The organism is Streptomyces sp. NBC_01016, assembly GCF_026341035.1.
Lineage (GTDB): Bacteria > Actinomycetota > Actinomycetes > Streptomycetales > Streptomycetaceae > Streptomyces.
This window is the reverse complement of record NZ_JAPEOQ010000001.1, coordinates 3,332,899-3,350,277: the sequence shown is the minus strand read 5'-3', so window position 1 is coordinate 3,350,277 and position 17,379 is coordinate 3,332,899. Positions and strand designations below refer to the sequence as shown.

Genomic DNA, 17,379 nt, shown 5'->3' with positions numbered 1-17,379 from the left:
CCACCACCACAGCCATCCGAATCACCGGAAAGGAAGCGCACCCGCATGCCGCTCTCGAATCCGTTCCCAGACATCGACACGTCCACCGAAGGCCCTCCTCTGGTGCACGCCGACTGCGCCGGCGACCCGGAGGGGTGGGCCGCCGAGCACCGCGAGGCACTGCACACCGTCGTCGCCGAGCACGGCTGCGCCATGGTGCGCGGCCTCGGCCTCACGACCCCGGACGTCACCGCCGCCGTCTTCAAACAGGCGGCGGACACCCTGATGGCCGACCGCGAGCCGTTCGCGCCGCGCCGCACGTACCCGGACGGCGTGTACTCCGCCACCAAGTGGCCACCCAATCAACCGATGTGCATGCACCATGAGTTGAGCTACTGCCTGGAGTTCCCCGGGCTGCTGCAGTTCGCCTGCCTGGAGGCGTCCGCGAGCGGTGGCGAGACCGGTCTCGCCGACGCGCGGGCCGTCCTGCGCGCACTGCCCGCCCCGCTCGCCGAGCGGTTCGAGCGGGAGGGCTGGATCCTCACGCGGACGTACCACGAGGAGCTCGGCGCGTCGGTGGCCGAGGCGTTCGGCACCGACGACCGCGATGCCGTCGCGGCCTACTGCCGCGCCCACGCCATCGAGTTCGCCTGGCAGGACGACGGCTCGCTGCGCACCCGGCAGCGGCGCAGCGCCGTACTCCGTCATCCGCGCGACGGCGCCCCGGTCTGGTTCAACCAGATCGCGTTCCTGAGCCAGTGGACGATGGAGCCGGAGGTCCGCGAGTACCTCGTCGACGAGTACGGGGCCGACGGGCTGCCCTTCAACACCCTGTACGGCAACGGCGATCCGCTCGACGAGGACGTCGTGCGCACCCTCAACGAGGTGTACGAGGCGCACACCCTGCGCACCCGGTGGCAGCGGGGCGACCTGCTGCTCGTCGACAACATCCGCACCGCGCACAGCCGGGAGCCGTTCGACGGGCCGCGCGAGGTGCTCGTCGCGCTCGCCGACCCGGTCCGGCTCGCGGACTGCAAGCCGACCGTCGAGGCGGTCACCGGATGACCGCCGCCGCACCGCGGTTCGCCGTGATATCCGGCGAACAGGTCCAACGGATCGTAACCGGCCACGAGTTGGAGATCGCCGAGCTGATCGAGGCGGTGTACCGGCTGCACGGGACGGGCGACACCGTGAACCCGCCCTCGTACTTCCTGCGGTTCCCTGACCGACCGAGCGCACGGATCATCGCGCTGCCCGCCTCGCTCGGCGGGCCGCTGCGCACGGACGGCATCAAGTGGATCTCCAGTTTCCCGGAGAACACCCGCTCGGGGCTGCCGCGCGCCTCCGCCGTGCTCATCCTCAACGACCCGGACACCGGCTATCCGTACGCGTGCCTGGAGAGTTCGGTGATCAGCGCGACACGCACGGCGTCGTCCGCGGCACTCGCGGCCGACCGGCTCGGCCGGGGCCGGGCGCGCCCGCGGCGCGTCGGCTTCGTCGGCACCGGACTGATCGCCCGGCACATCCACACCCATCTCGCGGCGACCGGCCAGGAGTTCGAGGACACGGGTGTGCACGACGTGTCGGCGGAGAGCGCGGCCGGGTTCCGCGGCTATCTGGAGCGGGCGGGCACCAAGGGACGGATCACGGTGCACGAGACCGCCGAATCCCTCATCCGCACCAGCGACCTGGTGGTCTTCGCCACGGTCACGGCGAAACCGCACATCCACGACCCGGCCTGGTTCGCACACCATCCACTGGTGCTGCATGTGTCGCTGCGCGATCTCGCACCCGAGATCCTGCTCGAGAGCGCGAACTTCGTGGACGACATCGAGCACTGCCTCAAGGCGGACACCTCACCGCACCTGGCCGAACAACTCACCGGAGGAAGGGACTTCATCGACGGCACGCTCGACGACGTACTGACGGGTCGTGTCGATGTCCCGGGCGACAGGACGGTGGTGTTCTCGCCGTTCGGGCTCGGGGTACTCGACCTGGCCGTCGGGCGGTACGTCCACGACGAAGTGGCCCGGCGCGGCCACCTGCACGTCGTGGACGGCTTCTTCCACGAACTGCGACGGCACGGCTGAAGGGCGGGAAGGACATGGAACACGGGGGACACATGCAGGAGGGGGGCGGCGCACGTCATGCCAGTCATTGACGATCCCGCACAGTTCAACGAGGAAGAGCTGTACGTCGATCTGCGGGGGGCCCTCGGCCTGCCGCTCTTCCTCAAGTGCGAAGGGTTCAACTTCGCCGGATCCATCAAGCTGAAGGCCGCCACCGAGATGGTCGACGCGGCCGAGCGCGACGGTCGGCTGCGGCCCGGCCGGGTCCTCATCGAGTCGTCGTCGGGGAATCTGGGCCTCGCGCTCAGCATCATCGCGGCGCACCGCGGATATCGGTTCCTGTGCGTGACCGACGACCGCTGCAACCAGCCGACGATCCGGCTGATGGAGGCGCTCGGCAGTCATGTGCACGTGGTGCGCGAACCGGCGGCGCACGGCGGTCTGCTGGCGGCCCGGCTCGCGTACGTGCGGGCGCTGTGCGCGACCGACGACCGGTACGTGTGGCTCGACCAGCACAGCAACGAGCACAACTGGCGGGCGCACTTCCGCACCACGGCTCCGGCCATCGCCCACCGCTTCCCGCGCCTGGACGTGCTGTTCGTCGGGGCGGGGACGACGGGCACCCTGATGGGGTGTGCCCGCTGGTTCTGGCAGTGGCGGCGCCCGGTGCGCATCGTCGCCGTCGACAGTGTCGGCTCGGTGAGCTTCGGCCGGCCCGCCGGGCGCCGGCTCATCCCGGGCCTCGGCGCCAGTGTGCGGCCGCCGCTGCTCGACACCTCGTACATCGACGACGTGGTGCACGTCGACGAGGCGGACGCGCTGCACGCGTGCCGCACGCTCGCCGGCCGGGGTTTCCTGTTCGGCGGGTCGACCGGCACCGTGGTGTGCGGCGCCGAGCAGTGGCTGGCCCGGCACGGGCGGCGCGGACTCACCTCGGTGGCGATCGCCCCTGACTTCGGCGAGCGCTACCTCGACACCGTCTACCGCCCCGGCTGGCCGCACGACGACCTCGCGTGGCCGGAACGGGAGCGTGAGACCGCACTGACGCACAGCGGGTGACGTGGTGCCTGCCCTGTCGCGGGTAAGTTCCCGTACATGGCAGGCAGCACACACACGGTCACCAATCAGCCCCCGCCGCTGACCGGGTACGACGTCTACAGCGCCGACGCGGCCCTCGTCGGGGGTGTGCGGCGGCATCTGGCCCCCGACCTGCTGGCCGAGGTCGGGGCCGAGCTCGAACTGCTCGGCCGCACCGCCGGGTCGACGCAGGCCCAGGAGTGGGGCCGGCTCGCGAACGAGAACCCGCCGCGCCTTCGCACCCACGACCGCTACGGCCACCGGATCGACGAGGTGGAGTTCCATCCCGCCTGGCACCGGCTCCTGGGCAAGGGGGTGTCGGCGGGGCTCACGTCGGCGTGGACGCGGCCGGGAGGTCATCTGCGGCGCGCCGCCGCGTTCCTGGTGTGGTCGCAGGTGGAGGCGGGACACCTGTGCCCGCTGTCGATGACGCACGCGGCGGTGCCCGCGCTGCGCGCGGAGCCGGACCTCGCCGCCGTGTGGGAGCCCCTGCTGACGTCCCCGGTCTACGACTCCGGGCTGCGCCCCGCGGGACAGAAGGCCGGTGCGCTCTTCGGCATGGCGATGACGGAGAAGCAGGGCGGCAGCGACGTACGGGCCAATACGACGCGGGCCGTGCCCCTGTCCGAGGACGGGACGTACACGCTCACCGGCCACAAATGGTTCTGCAGCGCGCCGATGTCGGACGGTTTCCTGGTGCTCGCGCAGACCGGCGCGGGCCTCACCTGTTTCCTCGTGCCGCGCGTCCTGGAGGACGGGACCCGCAACCCGTTCGCCCTCCAGCGCCTGAAGGACAAGCTGGGCAACCGGTCCAACGCGTCGGCCGAGGTCGAGTTCGACGGGACGTGGGCGCGCCGGGTCGGCGAGGAGGGGCGCGGGGTGCGCACCATCATCGAGATGGTGTCGGCGACCCGGCTCGACTGCGTGCTCGGCTCCGCGGCCCTGATGCGGCAGGCGGTGGCGCAGGCGACCCACCACTGCGCGTACCGCGAGGCGTTCGGCGCGAAGCTGGCCGACCAGCCGCTGATGAGCAACGTATTGGCGGATCTGGCCCTGGAGTCGGAGGCCGCGACGACACTCGCGCTGCGGCTCGCGGCGGCGTACGACGACGGGGGCGAGCAGGAGCGTGCCTTCCTGCGGATCGCGGTGCCCGCGGCCAAGTACTGGGTGACGAAGCGCTGTACGCCGCTGGTGACGGAGGCCCTCGAATGCCTCGGCGGCAACGGGTACGTGGAGGAGTCCGGCATGCCGAGGCTGCTGCGCGAGTCACCGCTGAACTCGATCTGGGAGGGCGCGGGGAACGTACAGGCCCTGGACGTCCTGCGGGCGTTGCAGCGGGAGCCGCAGGCGCTCAACGCGTTCCTGATCGAGATCGGCAAGGCGCGCGGCGCCGATCACCGGCTCGACGCGGCGGTGAAGGATCTGCTGACCGAACTCGGCGACCTGGACGGCATCGAGGCGCGGGCGCGCCGGATCGCGGAGCGGATCGCGTTGGTACTCCAGGGTTCGCTGCTCGCGCGGTACGGACCCGACGACGTGTCGGACGCGTTCTGCGCGGCGCGGTTCGGGGGCGACAGGGGCGCGGGCTTCGGAACACTGCCGCACACGCTGGACCTGACGGCACTGGCGGAACGGGCCCGCCCACAGATCTGAGCACCTGGAGACTTGCACGGGTCCGGACGCTGATACGAGGTCCGGAAACCGACGCGGGGATGGTGCTGCGCCGACACGGCACCATCCCCACTCATCAGGGCCCCTAGAGGAGCTCGGACGCCGCATCAGCGACGTCGCCCCCATCTTCAAACCCCGCACGGTTGTTCACCAGGGTTGCAGGGGGTTGCAACGTTCTCGGGAAGGCGCACGCCTGCGCGGGTTCTCAGGGCAGGATGGACGCAACTCCCCACAACCGAGGTTCCCCGCATGAACAAGGATTCGACGATCGACCTCGCACGGTTGTCCGCCATGGACGTGGCGCACTCGTCCCGCCTGCTCAAGGGCGTGCGCGACGCCACGCTCTCGGGACAGCGGCCACGGGTACGCCCCCGACCGGTGATCGGCGACTCCTGGCAGCGGATGCTGCGGGACGGCGTCGACCCGGACCGCGACGTCCGGGCGGGGCTGCTCACCGCGGAGGAGCTGGAGGAGAAGCGGCAGGCCTCACCGCTCCTCCCGCTCATCCCGATGCTGCGCGAGGCACTGGTGACGGTGGCCGACGCGGCGCAGCACATCATGGTGATCAGCGACGCCGACGGCCGGATCATGTGGCGCGAGGGACATCCCGGCGTCCTGCGCATGGCCGACAAACTCGGCTTCGAGCTGGGCGCGCACTGGGCGGAGGACGTCGTCGGCACGAACGGGATAGGTACGCCGCTGGTTGCCCGCCGTCCCGTACAGGTCTTCTCCGCCGAGCACTTCGTGCAGTCGCAGCACCCATGGATATGCACGGGCGCCCCGATCACGGACCCGCGCGACGGGCGGGTTCTCGGGGTCGTGGACATCAGCGGGCCGATGGACACGATGCATCCGGCGACGCTGTCGTGGGTGCACTCGGTGGCGCAGCTCGCCGAGGCCCGGCTGCGCGAACAGTTGCAGGGCGGCCTTGAGCGGCTGCGTTCGGTCGCCGCGCCGGTCCTCGCCCGGATGAGCGGGCGGGCGCTCGCGGTCGACCCGTTCGGCTGGACGGCGGCGGTCACCGGAATGGCGCCGGTGGACCGGGTGGCGCTGCCCAAGTCCCTCGCGGAGGGCTGCTGCTGGGTCCCTTCGCTCGGTGCATGCAGCGTGACGCCGCTGCCCGGGGGCTGGCTCCTGATGGTGGACGAGACGCCGCTGCCGCTCGGCGCGACCCGTATCGCGCTCGACGTGGGCCGCCCGCGCCGCTGGTCCCTCGAGGTGTCCGGGGCCGCGGCCACCTGGACCCATGAACTGAGCCCGCGGCACGCCGAGTTGCTGTACGTCCTGGCGCTGCACCCGGCCGGCCGCAGCGCCTCCGCGCTGGCCGACGACCTGTTCGGCGACCGGACCCGTACGGTGACGGTGCGCGCCGAGATGTCCCGCGTACGCCGCTACCTCGGCGCCCTCCTCGCGCACCGCCCGTACCGCTTCGCGGACGACGCGGAGGTGGACGTGCTGCTGCCGGAGGACCTGCGGGACCTGCTTCCGCATTCGGTCGCGCCGGCGGTGGTGGCGGCGCGGGAGGCGGCCGGGGCCTGAAGTTGGTCGCCTTGGGACTGTGACGCCGAACTACGACTCCTTCGTAGGTAGCCGTCACAGTCCCAGAGCGAGCAACTTCAAAAACGCATCCACATCCCAAGCCGCCCGCCCCACGAACAGCCCCTGCACACCTGGCAGCTCAAGCAGCCACGGCGCGTTCGCCAGGTCGACCGATCCCCCGTACAGCACGGCGCGCGCCGGGAGTTCGGCGAGGGTCGCGAGGGCGGGGGCGATCTCCTCGGGGCGGGGCGGCCGGCCGTGTTCGCCGATCGCCCAGACCGGTTCGTAGGCGAGCAGCACCGCTCCCGGGTCCGACTGGCCTTCGAGCGCCGCCTCGGCCTGCGCGCGTACGACGTCGGCGCCGCGCCCCGCGTCCCTGGCCGCCGCGTCCTCGCCGACGCAGACCAGCGGGGTGAGGCCGTGGCGCAGGGCCGCGGCCGTCTTGAGGCGGACCGTCTCATCGGTCTCGGCGAAGTGGGCGCGCCGCTCCGAGTGCCCGATCTCGACGAGCCGGGCGCCCGCGTCGGCGGCCTGCGGCACCGAGATCTCGCCGGTCCAGGCGCCCGCGTCTTCCCAGTGGGCGTTCTGTACGCCGGTCAGGACGGGCGAGCCGGGGCCGAGGGTGTCGGCGACGGCGGAGACGGCGGTCGCCGAGGGGATCAGGAAGGGTTGCACGCCGTCGATGCCGTCGCCGACCGCGGCCCGCACACGTGCCGCGTAACTCGCGGCCTCGGAACGGGTCTTGGTCATCTTGAAACTGGTCCCGATCCAGCGGCTCACGTGCTGTCCTCCTGCTCGTACGTGGTGATGGGGGCGGTCTTCCACCCGGATCACTCCCCGATGCGGGCGCGCAGCACACGTCGCAGGTAGTCGCGGTTGGCGGCCGAGACGCCCAGGCCGTCGCCGCCGTAGTGCTCGACGCAGATCGGGCCGTCGAAGCCGCACTCCAGGGCCATGGCGAGGGCGCGCCGGTAGTCGATGACACCGCCTTCGCAGGGCGCGGGGTGGGTGAAGTAGGCGCCGGTGGCCAGGTCGTGGTCGCGGTAATAGTTCTTGATGTGCCAGTAGTTGGTGTGCGGGAGGGTCTTCCGCAGCATGGACTGCCAGTCCTCGACCGGGCGGTGCAGGCGGACGAGGTTGCCGATGTCGGGGTTGAGGCCGACGTTCGGGAGATCGATGTCGGTGACGAGGGAGACCGCGCTGTCGGCCGTGCCGAGGTAGGTGTCCTCGTACATCTCCAGGGACAGGCGTATGCCGTGCTGGGCGGCGCGTTCGCCGAGTTCGCGCAGGCGGGTGACCGCGCGTTCCCAGGTGCGGAAGTCGCCGATCGGGTCGGTGGCGCCCTGTTCGTGCCAGAACCAGAGTGCTTCCTGTTGCGCTTGCGTCAACTCTCGGTGCAGGCCCACCGATACGACGCCGGTTCCGAGGTCGGCGGCCGCGTCGATCGTGCGCAGGAGGTACGCGAGGTGGGCGCGGGCCGCGTCCTCGTCGGGGTCGATGACGCTGCGGCGGATCGCGGAGATCGCGGTGACGCCGAGGCCCGACTCCTTGAGCGCGCGGGCGAGTTCGGCCCTGCGGTCGGCGTCGAGGTCGCCGGGGCGCACCCAGCTGTCGGTGAGGTCGACGTGGTCGAAGCCCTCGCCCGCCACCTCGCCGAGTACCGAACTCCACTGCGTCGTGGGCGCGTTGTGGGCGTCGGGGAACTGGAGGAGGGCGGCGCCGATGGGCCAGTCACGGGAAGTGCGGGGCGAAGCGCGGTGGACGGTGGGCGGCATGGGCGACTCCCTCGTCGGCCTGAACGGTCCTCACTGAATCGTAGACCCTATAGGATCTATTCTGTCCCCGACAGACTGTCCGCACTCCCCCTCGGATAACCTGGACGGCGAGATGACCCCGAAGAGCACGCACCCACAGAGCCCCAACTCCCCGCTCGTGGAACGCCGCGCGCTGCGCGACGGGGTGTACGACGCGATCCTGGAGAAGCTGCTCGACGGCTCGACGCCGCCCGGCTCCTCGCTCGGCATCGACTCGCTCGCCCGCGAGCTGGGGGTGTCACCAACTCCCGTGCGCGAGGCGCTCGTTCAAATGGAGCACACGGGTCTGGTCAACCGGGTCGCGCTCAAGGGGTACAAGGTGGCGCCGCCACTCTCCCCCGAGCAGGTCACCGAACTCTTCGACGCCCGCATCATGTTGGAACTCGGCGCGGTGGAGCGGGCCCTCGCGCACACCGAGGACCTGGTGCCGGAGCTGCAGGCCGCGCACGCCCGTCATGTGCTCGCGGCGCACCGCGTGCGCAAGCTGCGCGGCGGCGACCAAGCGCACAGCACCACCACCGACAACTCCGATCTGCGCGAGTACTTCGCCGCCGACTGGGCGTTCCACCTGTTGATCATCCAGGCGGCGCAGAACCGGTTCATGGCGGCGATGGCCGAGTCGCTGAGCGCGCACGTGCACCGGATGCGGCAGACCGTCGACCACGGCACGTTCGACATCGACCAGGCCATCGCCGAGCACACCGCGATCCTCGCCGCGTTCGAGTCCGGCGACCCCGAGGCGCCGGCCCGCGCGATGCGCACGCACCTGGAGGGTGTCGAGCGGCGCTCGCTCGATGACGCGTAACAACGGCGCGTAGCGGCGAGACGCACTCCAAGGTCAACTTCCGCTTGCACGGCGGCAATTCACGCACGCCTCTTGTCATGGCTCCTTCGGCACACCTACGGTCACGGCCATATCCCATAGGATCTCGGATCCGCAGGAAGGTCGACGATGACGTCACCACTGCGTGCGGCGTGCCGTCTCGCCGGAGCCACGGCATTGGTCACCGCACTCACCTCGTGCACCTTGCTCAACGCCACCCCCGAGGTGCCGAAGGACTGGCATCCGCGCGGCTCGGTCTCCGCGCTCGTCGCGTTCGCGCCGGGTGGCGGCAGCGACCGCTCGGCGCGTGTGATGGCTCAGGGGCTCAATGAGCTCGACGGCGGCTATCACGTCAACGTCGAGAACAAGGAGGGTGGTTCGGGCGCCGTCGGCTGGGCCGGCTTCCTCGCCGAGGAGGGCAACGGCAACGCGCTGCTCGTCGCGGAGGGCGCCCTCAACACGCTCCCGCTCGTGTACGACGTGCCGTTCACGTACAAGTCGTTCACGCCGTTGATGATGTTCGCGGAGGACTCCCGCATCGTCGTGGCCCGCAAGGACTCCCCGTACAAGACCTGCCCGGACGTGGTGCGGGCCGCGCGCGAGAAGCGTGTCGTCACCGGGTCGAGCGGCAAGACGGGCGCGGACGCGCTGGTGATCGGCAAGTTCAAGAAGCAGGGCGGGAAGTTCGGCGTCGTGCCCTACGGCTCGACCGGCGAGGTGCTGACCGGGCTGCTCGGCAAGCAGATCGACATCGCGCCCTCCAGCGCCTCGTCGGCGAAGCCGTATCTGCAGAGCGGTGACATGAAGGCGCTGTGCACCATGACCGCGAAGCGCTATGACGACCCGGTCCTCGGCAAGGTTCCGACGGCCAAGGAGCAGGGATTGGATGCCGAAGTCACCTTGTGGCGGGGGGTGTTCGCGCCCGCCGGGATCGACGACGTACAGCGCAGGTACTGGATCAGGTCGCTGGAGCGGGCCATGAAGTCGAAGGCGTACCACGCGTACCTGAAGGCCGACATGCTCACGCCCGCCCACCGCAGCGGCCCGGAGTTCGCCGCGTATCTCAAGACGTACGACGCCCAGGTGAAGGAGGACCTCAAGTGACGACCCCCATCCCGGCGCGGGCGCGCCGCCCGGTCCTCATCGCGTACGGCGTACTGACCGCGCTCGGCACGCTGTTCTTCGCGGGCTCCTTCGCCTATCCGTGGACCCAGCCGGAGGACGGCACCATCGGCGCCGGCGTGATGCCTCGCACGGCCGGCCTGCTGCTCGCCGTCCTCGGCCTGCTGCTGGTGCGTCAGGAACTGCGTACGGGCTCGGTGTTGGAGGGCGACGGGCACGTCGAGGAGGCGGCCGAGGTCGGCGCCGAGGAGGCGCAGCGGGTTCGCACGAAGCTGATCGTGGTCGTGGTGACGATGGTGGTCACCGCGCTGCTCGTGCCGTTCCTCGGGCTGCTGCCCGCGCTGACCCTGATGACCTTGTTCCTCACGGCGGTTGTGGAGCGTCAGCCGCTCGCGCGCAGTGTGCTCGTGGCGGTGCTCGTGTTCGCCGTGTCCTATCTGCTGTTCATCACGATCCTCGGCATCCCGCTGCCGTTCGGTCTCTTCGACCCCGCCGTCTGGAGCCAGCTGTGATCGACCATCTCGTCACCGGATTCGGTGCGGCGCTCAGCCCCGAGAACGTCCTGTGGTGCTTCGTCGGCGTGCTCCTCGGCACCGTGATCGGCATTCTGCCGGGGCTCGGTTCGGCGACCGGTGTCGCCATCCTGATCCCGGTCACGCTCACCTTCTCGCCGCTCACCGCGCTGATCATGCTGGCCGGGATCTACCACGGCGCCCAGTTCGGGGCGACGATCACCGCGATCCTCATCGCGACGCCCGGCGAGGCGTCATCGGTGGTCAGCACCCTCGACGGCTATCGCATGGCACGGGCCGGGAGAGCCGGTCCCGCGCTCGCGATCTCGGCGCTCGGCGCGTTCGTCTCGGCGATGGTGTCGCTGATCGCGCTGATGGCGGTGGCCCCGTTCTTCGCGCATCTCGCGCTCGACTTCGGGCCGCCCGAAATGCTCGCCGTGATGATCCTCGGCCTGTGCACGATCGTCGTCTTCTCGGGCCGCAATCTGCTGCTCGGCATGGCGCTCGGCCTCACCGGCGTGCTCATCGGCTGCGTCGGCGTGGACGGCGGCAGCGGCACGCCCCGCTACACGTTCGGCCAGATCGACCTGTTCGGCGGCATCCCGTTCGTCGAGGTCATGATCGGCCTGTTCGCGATCGGCGAGCTGCTCAACCAGCTGCACATCGGCATGGCCGAGCCGATCCGGGCCCGGTTCCGCGATCTGCTCCTGACGAAGGAGGACCTGAAGCGGGCGGCCGCCCCGACCGCGCGCGGCACCGTCCTCGGCTTCCTCCTCGGCTGTCTGCCGGGCGCGGGCACGACGCTCGCGTCGTTCATGGCGTACGGGGCGGAGAAGCGGTTCTCCCGCAACCGCAAGCAGCTCGGCACCGGCGCCATCGAGGGCGTCGTCGCCCCGGACGCGGCCACGAACTCCGCCTCCAACGCCAACTTCGTGCCGACCCTCGTCCTCGGCGTCCCCGGCGGCGCGACGACGGCGGTACTGCTCGGCGCGTTCCTCGTCTACGGGATCCAGCCGGGCCCGCTGCTCTTCGAGAACCAGCCGGAGCTGGTGTGGGGCCTGCTGGTCTCCTTCTTCATCGGCAACCTTCTGCTGCTGATCCTCAACCTGCCGCTGGCGCCGGTCTTCGCCCAACTCCTGCGCGTGCGCTACGCGTTCCTGTACCCGCTGATCATCGTGACCTCGCTGATCGGCGCGTACTCGGTGAAGAACAGCATGTTCAGCATCTGGATCGTGCTGTTCTTCGGGCTCGTCGGCTACGCGATGAAGCGGCTCAACTTCCCCGTGGCGCCGCTCGTCCTCGGCCTGGTCATCGGCCCGCTGTTCGAGAAGGCGCTGGTTCAGACGTCGGCACTGTCGGGCGAGGACTCCCTGCTCATCCTGCACAGCCCGGCCGCGGTGACGATCCTGGCGCTCGCCGTGGTGCTGGTGGCCGGCCCGCCGGTGACCCGCAGGCTGCGCCGCGCACGTACCGTCCCCGAGGCCGCAGAGGCCCCCGAACCCAAGACTCCGGAGAAGACCTCATGAGTACGCAGACTTCTGAACTTCCGCGTGTGGCTGTGACGTTCGGCGACCCGGCCGGAATCGGGCCCGAGCTGGTGGCCCGATTGCTCGACGCCCCGAAGACCCGTGCGGCCGCCGATCTCGTGCTCCTCGCCGACGAAGAGGAGCTGCGCTCGGCGGGCGAGGACGCGGGCGTGGACCTGGGCTGGGCACGGGAGTTGCTGCATCCGGGACCCGCGCCCGAGCGTCCGAGTGGCGGCTTCCAGCGCAAGGCGGCGACGGCGGAGGGCGGGCGCTGGGCGCTCGACCGTCTGAAGACCGGGCTCGATCTGGCGCGGACGGGTGAGGTCGGCGCGATGCTTTTCGCTCCGCTCAACAAGTCGTCGTTGCATCTGGCCGGGATGACGCAGAGCGATGAACTGCGGTGGTTCGAGGAGGAGTTGGGCGTCGACTCCTTCACCTCCGAGCTCAACGTGGTGCCCGGTCTGTGGACCGCGCGCGTCACCTCGCACGTCTCCATCGCCGAGGTCGACGCCGGGATCACATACGAACGGGTCACGGAGGCGGGGCGGCTCCTGGACCGGGTGCTGCGGGGCGCGGGGGTCGGGGTGCCACGTATCGGGGTGTGTGCGCTGAATCCGCACGCGGGTGAGAACGGGCGCTTCGGCCGTCATGAGCTGGACATCATCGCGCCCGCGATTCGCGACCTGCGCGAGGGTGGGCTCGACCTGAGCGGGCCGTTCCCCTCCGACACGATCTTTCTGAAGGCGCGGGCCGGGGAGTTCGACGGGGTGCTGACGATGTACCACGACCAGGGGCAGATCGCGATGAAGCTGATGGGCTTCGACGGGGGTGTGACCATCGCGGGTGGGTTGCCGATTCCGATCTGTACGCCGGCGCATGGCACTGCGTTCGACCTGGTCGGACGGGGGGCGGCCAACACCGGGTCGATCCGGAACGCGTTCGAGTTGGCGGTGCGGTTGGCGCGGCGCTGAGCGGGGCTTGAGAGGCCCGCCACAGAGGCTCAGATTGGTTCGGTACGCTCCGGCCGCATGTCCATGTTCGAACGTATCCCGCGCATCAGACCCAAGGCGGAGCGGCGCTACCGCACACCGCTCACCCTGCACCAGCTCTGGATGGTGTCCCTGAGCGCACCCGTACGCCCGGACAAGGACGCGTCGCGCACCACGCTCTATCCGTTCACCCGCATCGACGACGACAAGGCGCGGCGCCGGCTGGCCGGGCAGTGGGAGAGCGGCACGCGGGACGAGCTGCTGGGGCGGCTCGGCGCGCTGGCGCGGTCGGGGTTCCGCGAGCAGGCCCGCGCCCGGGTCGGCGTGGCACCGCTGGCCTGGGACATCGCCCTGTACGCGGACATCGCGCGCTGCGGCTTCGCCGCGGGGCTGCTCTCCGAGGCGGACGCGTGGAACCTGCTCAAGAACGTGGTGCCGCAGGTGGCGGGCACGTACAACACGTGGCAGGAGTACGCCGACCACTACCTCCTCGGCCTCTCGGTCTGGCACGAAGGCGCGCAGGGGACGCCCTCCGAGTCGCTGATCGCCCCGCGGGACGTCGCCGACGCGCACATGAAGTCCCTGCTCGACCCGGCGAACCGCAAGAGCCCGTGGCACCGGGCGCCGCTGGACGTCATCCGCCGCCCCGACCGGCCCGCCGACCGAAGCCGCACGTCAGGCGCGCCCGGGCGGCCCGAGTAAGCTGGCGCACCCTCGTACAGGATCGAGCGGACGGTGCCGAACGGGCACCGTCCCACGCGAAGGGAACGCAGTGGTGGGCGTGGGTGGACGGGCCGAGAAAGCCGCCGAAGGGGCCGCGTCCGCGCAGGCGGACCTGCGGCATCTCGCGGTGGAGCTGCGCCGCCTCAACGGAGAACTCACGCGGGTGGTGCACGGCTTCGCCACCGGCCAGAGCCTGCACCCCACGGACGTGCAGGCGCTCGCCGTCGTCCTGGACTCCGCGGAGCCCGTCACCCCGAGTGTGCTGCGCCGCCGCCTCGGCCTGACGTCCGGCGCGGTGAGCGCCTGCGTGGACCGGCTCGAACGCGCCGGCCATCTGCGGCGGGTGCGGGAGAGCCAGGACCGGCGGGTGGTTCATCTTCAGTACGTGCCGGGGGCGCAGGCGCGGGCGCGCAAGTACTTCGGGCCGCTCGCCGAGGCGGCCGACCGGGTGCGCGGCGACTTCAGCGCGGCGGAACTGGACGTCGTGGTGCGGTTCCTGGGCTCGCTCAACGAGGAGCTCGCCGCGGTCGAGAGCCCTCGAACCTAGGCAGCCCTCTCACCTGGGCAGCCCTCGGGTCCAGATCCTTTTCGACCGTATCCCCCGCATCCACGGGCCCGGCTTCGGCAGAAGGAACGGCGTATGCCACCATCCGGGTTAACTCAATCATTGAGATACTTTCCAATTGAGATTGTCCGGCCGCCTTCCTTGGGAGACCCATGCCCCGCACCCACCGACGCGCCCGCTGGCTCGTGCCGATCGTCCTGCTGTTCGGCTGGCTCGCCATCGGCGGCACGCTCGGTCCGTACGCCGGGAAACTCGGCGAGGTAGCCACCAACGACCAGGCGGCCTTCCTGCCGCGCAACGCGGAGTCCACGCGCGTGATCGACGCGCAGCGCGCCTTCAGCGAGGACGAGACGCTCCCCGCGGTGGTCGTGTGGACCGCCGACGGCGGGGGCCGGATAACCGACGACCAACAGGCCGCCGCCACGCGCGCGTTGGCCACGCTGAAGGGCGAGCCCGGCGTCGTGGGACAGGTGTCGCCCGCCCTGCCGTCGGACGACCGCGAGGCCCTGCAAGGGGTCGTGCAGCTCCGCCCCGATCTGGGGGACCGACTCGCGCCGACGCTCGACGCGGTCGAGTCCGCGGCGTCGAAGGTGCCGGGCACGACGGTCGCCGTCGCGGGCCCCGCGGCGAGCCAGGCCGACCTGTCCGACGCCTTCGCCGGGATCGACGGGCTGCTCCTGTCGGTCGCGCTCGTGGCGGTCCTGGTGATCCTGATCCTGGTCTACCGCAGCGTTCTGCTCCCCTTCGTGATCATCATCGGGGCGGTCCTCGCCCTCGGCGCCGCCTGCGCCGTCGTCTACGCCCTGGCCGACCACGACGTCGTACGCGTCGACGGGCAGGTGCAGGGCATCCTGTCGATCCTGGTCATCGGCGCCGCGACGGACTACGCGCTGCTGCTCACCGCCCGCTACCGCGAGGAACTCGCCTCGGGCACCGACCGGTTCGCCGCGATGCGGGCCGCGCTGCGCCGCTCCTCCGGGGCGATCGTGGCCAGCGCCGCCACCGTCGCCCTCGGCCTGCTCGCCCTGCTGCTGAGCGATCTCACCAACAACCGGGCGCTCGGCCCGGTCGGCGCCATCGGCATCGGCTGCGCCGTCCTGAGCACCCTCACGTTCCTGCCGGCCGCGCTTGTCCTGCTGGGCGGCGCCGCGTACTGGCCCGCGAAGGTGCGCACCGACAACGGCTCGGGCGCGGGGCACGGTCTGTGGCGGCGCGTCGCGCGGGCGGTGGAGCGGGCGCCGCGCAAGATCTGGGCGATCGCCCTCGCCGGCCTGTTGGCGTGCGCGGCCTTCGCTCCCGCCCTCGACTCGAAGGGCGTGCCGCTCGACGAGATCTTCGTCAACGACGCACCCTCGGTCGCCGCGCAGGCCACGCTGGCCGAGCACTTCCCCGGCGGCTCCGGGAACCCGGCCGTGGTGATCGCGGACGCCGGACACCGGGACGCGGTCGTCTCGCGTGCCGAGAAGGTCGACGGCGTCGCGAGCGCGGCCGTCCTCACCGAGCAGGGACGGCCGGGCGGCGGTTCCCCCCGCGTCGTGGACGGCAAGGTGCGCGTCGACGTCACACTGAAGGACCCGGCCGACAGCGACGCGGCCAAGGAGACGGTCGTCGAACTCCGTACGGCGCTGCACTCCGTCGACGGCGCCGACGCCCTCGTCGGCGGCTACACCGCGCAGCAGTACGACACCCAGCACACCGCAGAACGCGACCGGACGCTGATCGTTCCCGTGGTCCTCGCCATCATCCTGGTGATCCTCATCGGGCTGCTGCGGTCCCTGGTGATGCCGTTGCTCCTGGTGGCGACGGTGGCGCTCAACTTCGTGGCGACGCTGGGCATTTCCGCGCTCGTCTTCAAGCACGTCTTCGGCTTCAGCGGCACCGACGCGTCCGTGCCGCTGTACGGGTTCGTGTTCCTGGTCGCGCTCGGCGTGGACTACAACATCTTCCTGATGTCGAGGGCCCGCGAGGAGTCCCTGGAGCACGGGGTGCGGGACGGGATCCTGCGGGCGCTCGTCGCGACGGGCGGCGTGATCACGTCGGCCGGCGTCGTGCTGGCCGCCACCTTCGCCGCACTCGGCGTGATCCCGCTCGCCTTCCTGGTGCAGATCGCGTTCATCGTGGCCTTCGGCGTCCTGCTCGACACCCTGGTCGTACGGTCGCTGCTGGTCCCCGCACTGGTCCGGGACATCGGCCCGAAGTCCTGGTGGCCCGGCCGCCTCGGCCGCACCCACGACACCGACTGAGAGCCCGGGATGCGGGAGGATCCGGCAGCGCGCTGCCGGATCCTCCCGCATCCTGAGCAGCCCTGGCCATAGCGCGTCGGCCGTGATCCGATGTGCCGCATGAGCAGCAGCAACACCCTCACCGTCACCACGTGGTCGCTGGAGCAGACCGCGCCCTCCGACCTGCGCCCCGCGTCCCCGCCGGAGGGCGACGACGTGCGCGTCGCCCGCGCCGAGGTCCCCTCCCCGGAGTTCAGCCGGTTCCTGTACGCGTCCGTGGGCAGCGACATCCGCTGGCTCGACCGGCTCGGCTGGACCTACGCGCAGTGGCAGGAGCAGCTGTCGCGTCCGGGTGCCGAGACATGGGTCGCGTACGAGAAGGGGACGCCCGCCGGGTACGTGGAGCTGGACGCGCAGGACGACGGCGTGGTGGAGGTCGTCTACTTCGGCCTGATCCCGGCGTTCCGCGGGCGGCGGATCGGCGGCCACCTCTTGTCGTACGCGGTCGCGCGCGCGTGGGATCTCGCCGAGCGGTGGCCCGAGCTGACGCCCACGAAGCGGGTGTGGCTGCACACCTGCAGCAAGGACGGCGAGCACGCGATGGCGAACTACGAGCGGCGCGGGTTCAAGCTGTTCCACACGGCGACCGAAGAGGAGCCGGACCTTCCGACCGCGGGGCCGTGGCCGGGGGCCTTTCCCGCCGCCTGAGCGCGTCCCGCCTGCCCGTCGAGCAAGCCCTCAGCACTGT

General features: G+C 71.0%; 16 protein-coding genes. 14 read left to right on the top strand and 2 right to left on the bottom strand.

Annotation, left to right across the window (positions count from 1 at the left end; genetic code table 11):
* Window positions 1-45 precede the first annotated feature (45 nt).
* From OG746_RS15435 to OG746_RS15415, 5 genes are all read left to right on the top strand, one after another.
* Window positions 46-1,044: a TauD/TfdA family dioxygenase gene (locus OG746_RS15435; protein ID WP_266715170.1), complete on the top strand. Its 999-nt coding sequence runs from the start codon at window positions 46-48 to the stop codon at window positions 1,042-1,044.
* Window positions 1,041-2,069 carry a 2,3-diaminopropionate biosynthesis protein SbnB gene (gene sbnB, locus OG746_RS15430; RefSeq protein ID WP_266715169.1) on the top strand — a complete coding sequence of 343 codons (1,029 nt, stop codon included), beginning with the start codon at window positions 1,041-1,043 and terminating at the stop codon, window positions 2,067-2,069. Before OG746_RS15435 ends, sbnB begins: the two co-directional genes overlap by 4 nt.
* Window positions 2,070-2,126: 57 nt before the next feature.
* Window positions 2,127-3,107: a 2,3-diaminopropionate biosynthesis protein SbnA gene (sbnA, locus tag OG746_RS15425; protein WP_266715168.1), complete on the top strand. Its 981-nt coding sequence runs from the start codon at window positions 2,127-2,129 to the stop codon at window positions 3,105-3,107.
* Window positions 3,108-3,143: 36 nt separating this feature from the next.
* Window positions 3,144-4,778, top strand: coding sequence for an acyl-CoA dehydrogenase family protein (locus OG746_RS15420; RefSeq protein ID WP_266715167.1), 1,635 nt, complete (start codon window positions 3,144-3,146; stop codon window positions 4,776-4,778).
* 267 nt (window positions 4,779-5,045) lie between these two features.
* Window positions 5,046-6,335 carry a helix-turn-helix domain-containing protein gene (locus OG746_RS15415; RefSeq protein ID WP_266715166.1) on the top strand — a complete coding sequence of 430 codons (1,290 nt, stop codon included), beginning with the start codon at window positions 5,046-5,048 and terminating at the stop codon, window positions 6,333-6,335.
* A 54-nt stretch (window positions 6,336-6,389) separates the two neighbouring features.
* Here OG746_RS15415 and OG746_RS15410 read toward each other — a convergent pair whose 3' ends face one another.
* Both OG746_RS15410 and OG746_RS15405 read right to left on the bottom strand, forming a co-directional pair.
* Window positions 6,390-7,115 carry a triose-phosphate isomerase gene (locus tag OG746_RS15410; protein WP_266715165.1) on the bottom strand — a complete coding sequence of 242 codons (726 nt, stop codon included), beginning with the start codon at window positions 7,113-7,115 and terminating at the stop codon, window positions 6,390-6,392.
* Window positions 7,116-7,165: 50 nt separating this feature from the next.
* Window positions 7,166-8,110: a sugar phosphate isomerase/epimerase family protein gene (locus tag OG746_RS15405; protein ID WP_266715164.1), complete on the bottom strand. Its 945-nt coding sequence runs from the start codon at window positions 8,108-8,110 to the stop codon at window positions 7,166-7,168.
* Between the two features lie 112 nt (window positions 8,111-8,222).
* Between OG746_RS15405 and OG746_RS15400 the strand changes: the two genes are divergently transcribed.
* The 9 genes from OG746_RS15400 (at window position 8,223) to OG746_RS15360 (ending at window position 17,339) form a co-directional block, all read left to right on the top strand.
* The gene (locus tag OG746_RS15400; RefSeq protein ID WP_266715163.1) at window positions 8,223-8,954 is read left to right on the top strand and encodes a GntR family transcriptional regulator; all 732 of its coding nucleotides are present in this window, start codon (window positions 8,223-8,225) and stop codon (window positions 8,952-8,954) included.
* A 147-nt stretch (window positions 8,955-9,101) separates the two neighbouring features.
* Window positions 9,102-10,076 carry a tripartite tricarboxylate transporter substrate binding protein gene (locus OG746_RS15395; protein ID WP_266715162.1) on the top strand — a complete coding sequence of 325 codons (975 nt, stop codon included), beginning with the start codon at window positions 9,102-9,104 and terminating at the stop codon, window positions 10,074-10,076.
* Window positions 10,073-10,606, top strand: coding sequence for a tripartite tricarboxylate transporter TctB family protein (locus OG746_RS15390; protein ID WP_266715161.1), 534 nt, complete (start codon window positions 10,073-10,075; stop codon window positions 10,604-10,606). The genes OG746_RS15395 and OG746_RS15390 overlap by 4 nt, the downstream gene beginning before the upstream one ends.
* Entirely contained in the window at window positions 10,603-12,132 is a 1,530-nt protein-coding gene (locus OG746_RS15385) for a tripartite tricarboxylate transporter permease (RefSeq protein WP_266715160.1), read from the top strand. The genes OG746_RS15390 and OG746_RS15385 overlap by 4 nt, the downstream gene beginning before the upstream one ends.
* Entirely contained in the window at window positions 12,129-13,103 is a 975-nt protein-coding gene (locus OG746_RS15380) for a 4-hydroxythreonine-4-phosphate dehydrogenase PdxA (protein WP_266715159.1), read from the top strand. Before OG746_RS15385 ends, OG746_RS15380 begins: the two co-directional genes overlap by 4 nt.
* 57 nt (window positions 13,104-13,160) lie before the next feature.
* Complete coding sequence (locus OG746_RS15375; RefSeq protein ID WP_266715158.1) at window positions 13,161-13,823, top strand: DUF1266 domain-containing protein; 663 nt, start codon at window positions 13,161-13,163, stop codon at window positions 13,821-13,823.
* 79 nt (window positions 13,824-13,902) lie between these two features.
* Window positions 13,903-14,391, top strand: a complete 489-nt coding sequence (locus OG746_RS15370) for a MarR family winged helix-turn-helix transcriptional regulator (protein WP_266715157.1) — start codon at window positions 13,903-13,905, stop codon at window positions 14,389-14,391.
* A gap of 170 nt (window positions 14,392-14,561) precedes the next feature.
* The gene (locus tag OG746_RS15365; RefSeq protein ID WP_266715156.1) at window positions 14,562-16,652 is read left to right on the top strand and encodes an MMPL family transporter; all 2,091 of its coding nucleotides are present in this window, start codon (window positions 14,562-14,564) and stop codon (window positions 16,650-16,652) included.
* A 99-nt stretch (window positions 16,653-16,751) separates the two neighbouring features.
* Window positions 16,752-17,339, top strand: coding sequence for a GNAT family N-acetyltransferase (locus OG746_RS15360; RefSeq protein WP_266715155.1), 588 nt, complete (start codon window positions 16,752-16,754; stop codon window positions 17,337-17,339).
* The last annotated feature ends 40 nt before the right edge of the window (window positions 17,340-17,379 follow it).

Bases quoted from the DNA above. Each gene is read 5' to 3' on its own strand.
- OG746_RS15435 (WP_266715170.1), top strand. From the start codon at position 46: ATGCCGCTCTCGAATCCGTTCCCAGACATCGACACGTCCACCGAAGGC.
- OG746_RS15405 (WP_266715164.1), bottom strand. From the start codon at position 8,110: ATGCCGCCCACCGTCCACCGCGCTTCGCCCCGCACTTCCCGTGACTGG.
- OG746_RS15380 (WP_266715159.1), top strand. From the start codon at position 12,129: ATGAGTACGCAGACTTCTGAACTTCCGCGTGTGGCTGTGACGTTCGGC.
- OG746_RS15420 (WP_266715167.1), top strand. From the start codon at position 3,144: ATGGCAGGCAGCACACACACGGTCACCAATCAGCCCCCGCCGCTGACC.
- OG746_RS15395 (WP_266715162.1), top strand. From the start codon at position 9,102: ATGACGTCACCACTGCGTGCGGCGTGCCGTCTCGCCGGAGCCACGGCA.
- OG746_RS15400 (WP_266715163.1), top strand. From the start codon at position 8,223: ATGACCCCGAAGAGCACGCACCCACAGAGCCCCAACTCCCCGCTCGTG.
- OG746_RS15360 (WP_266715155.1), top strand. From the start codon at position 16,752: ATGAGCAGCAGCAACACCCTCACCGTCACCACGTGGTCGCTGGAGCAG.
- OG746_RS15375 (WP_266715158.1), top strand. From the start codon at position 13,161: ATGTCCATGTTCGAACGTATCCCGCGCATCAGACCCAAGGCGGAGCGG.
- sbnB (WP_266715169.1), top strand. From the start codon at position 1,041: ATGACCGCCGCCGCACCGCGGTTCGCCGTGATATCCGGCGAACAGGTC.
- OG746_RS15365 (WP_266715156.1), top strand. From the start codon at position 14,562: ATGCCCCGCACCCACCGACGCGCCCGCTGGCTCGTGCCGATCGTCCTG.
- OG746_RS15415 (WP_266715166.1), top strand. From the start codon at position 5,046: ATGAACAAGGATTCGACGATCGACCTCGCACGGTTGTCCGCCATGGAC.
- sbnA (WP_266715168.1), top strand. From the start codon at position 2,127: ATGCCAGTCATTGACGATCCCGCACAGTTCAACGAGGAAGAGCTGTAC.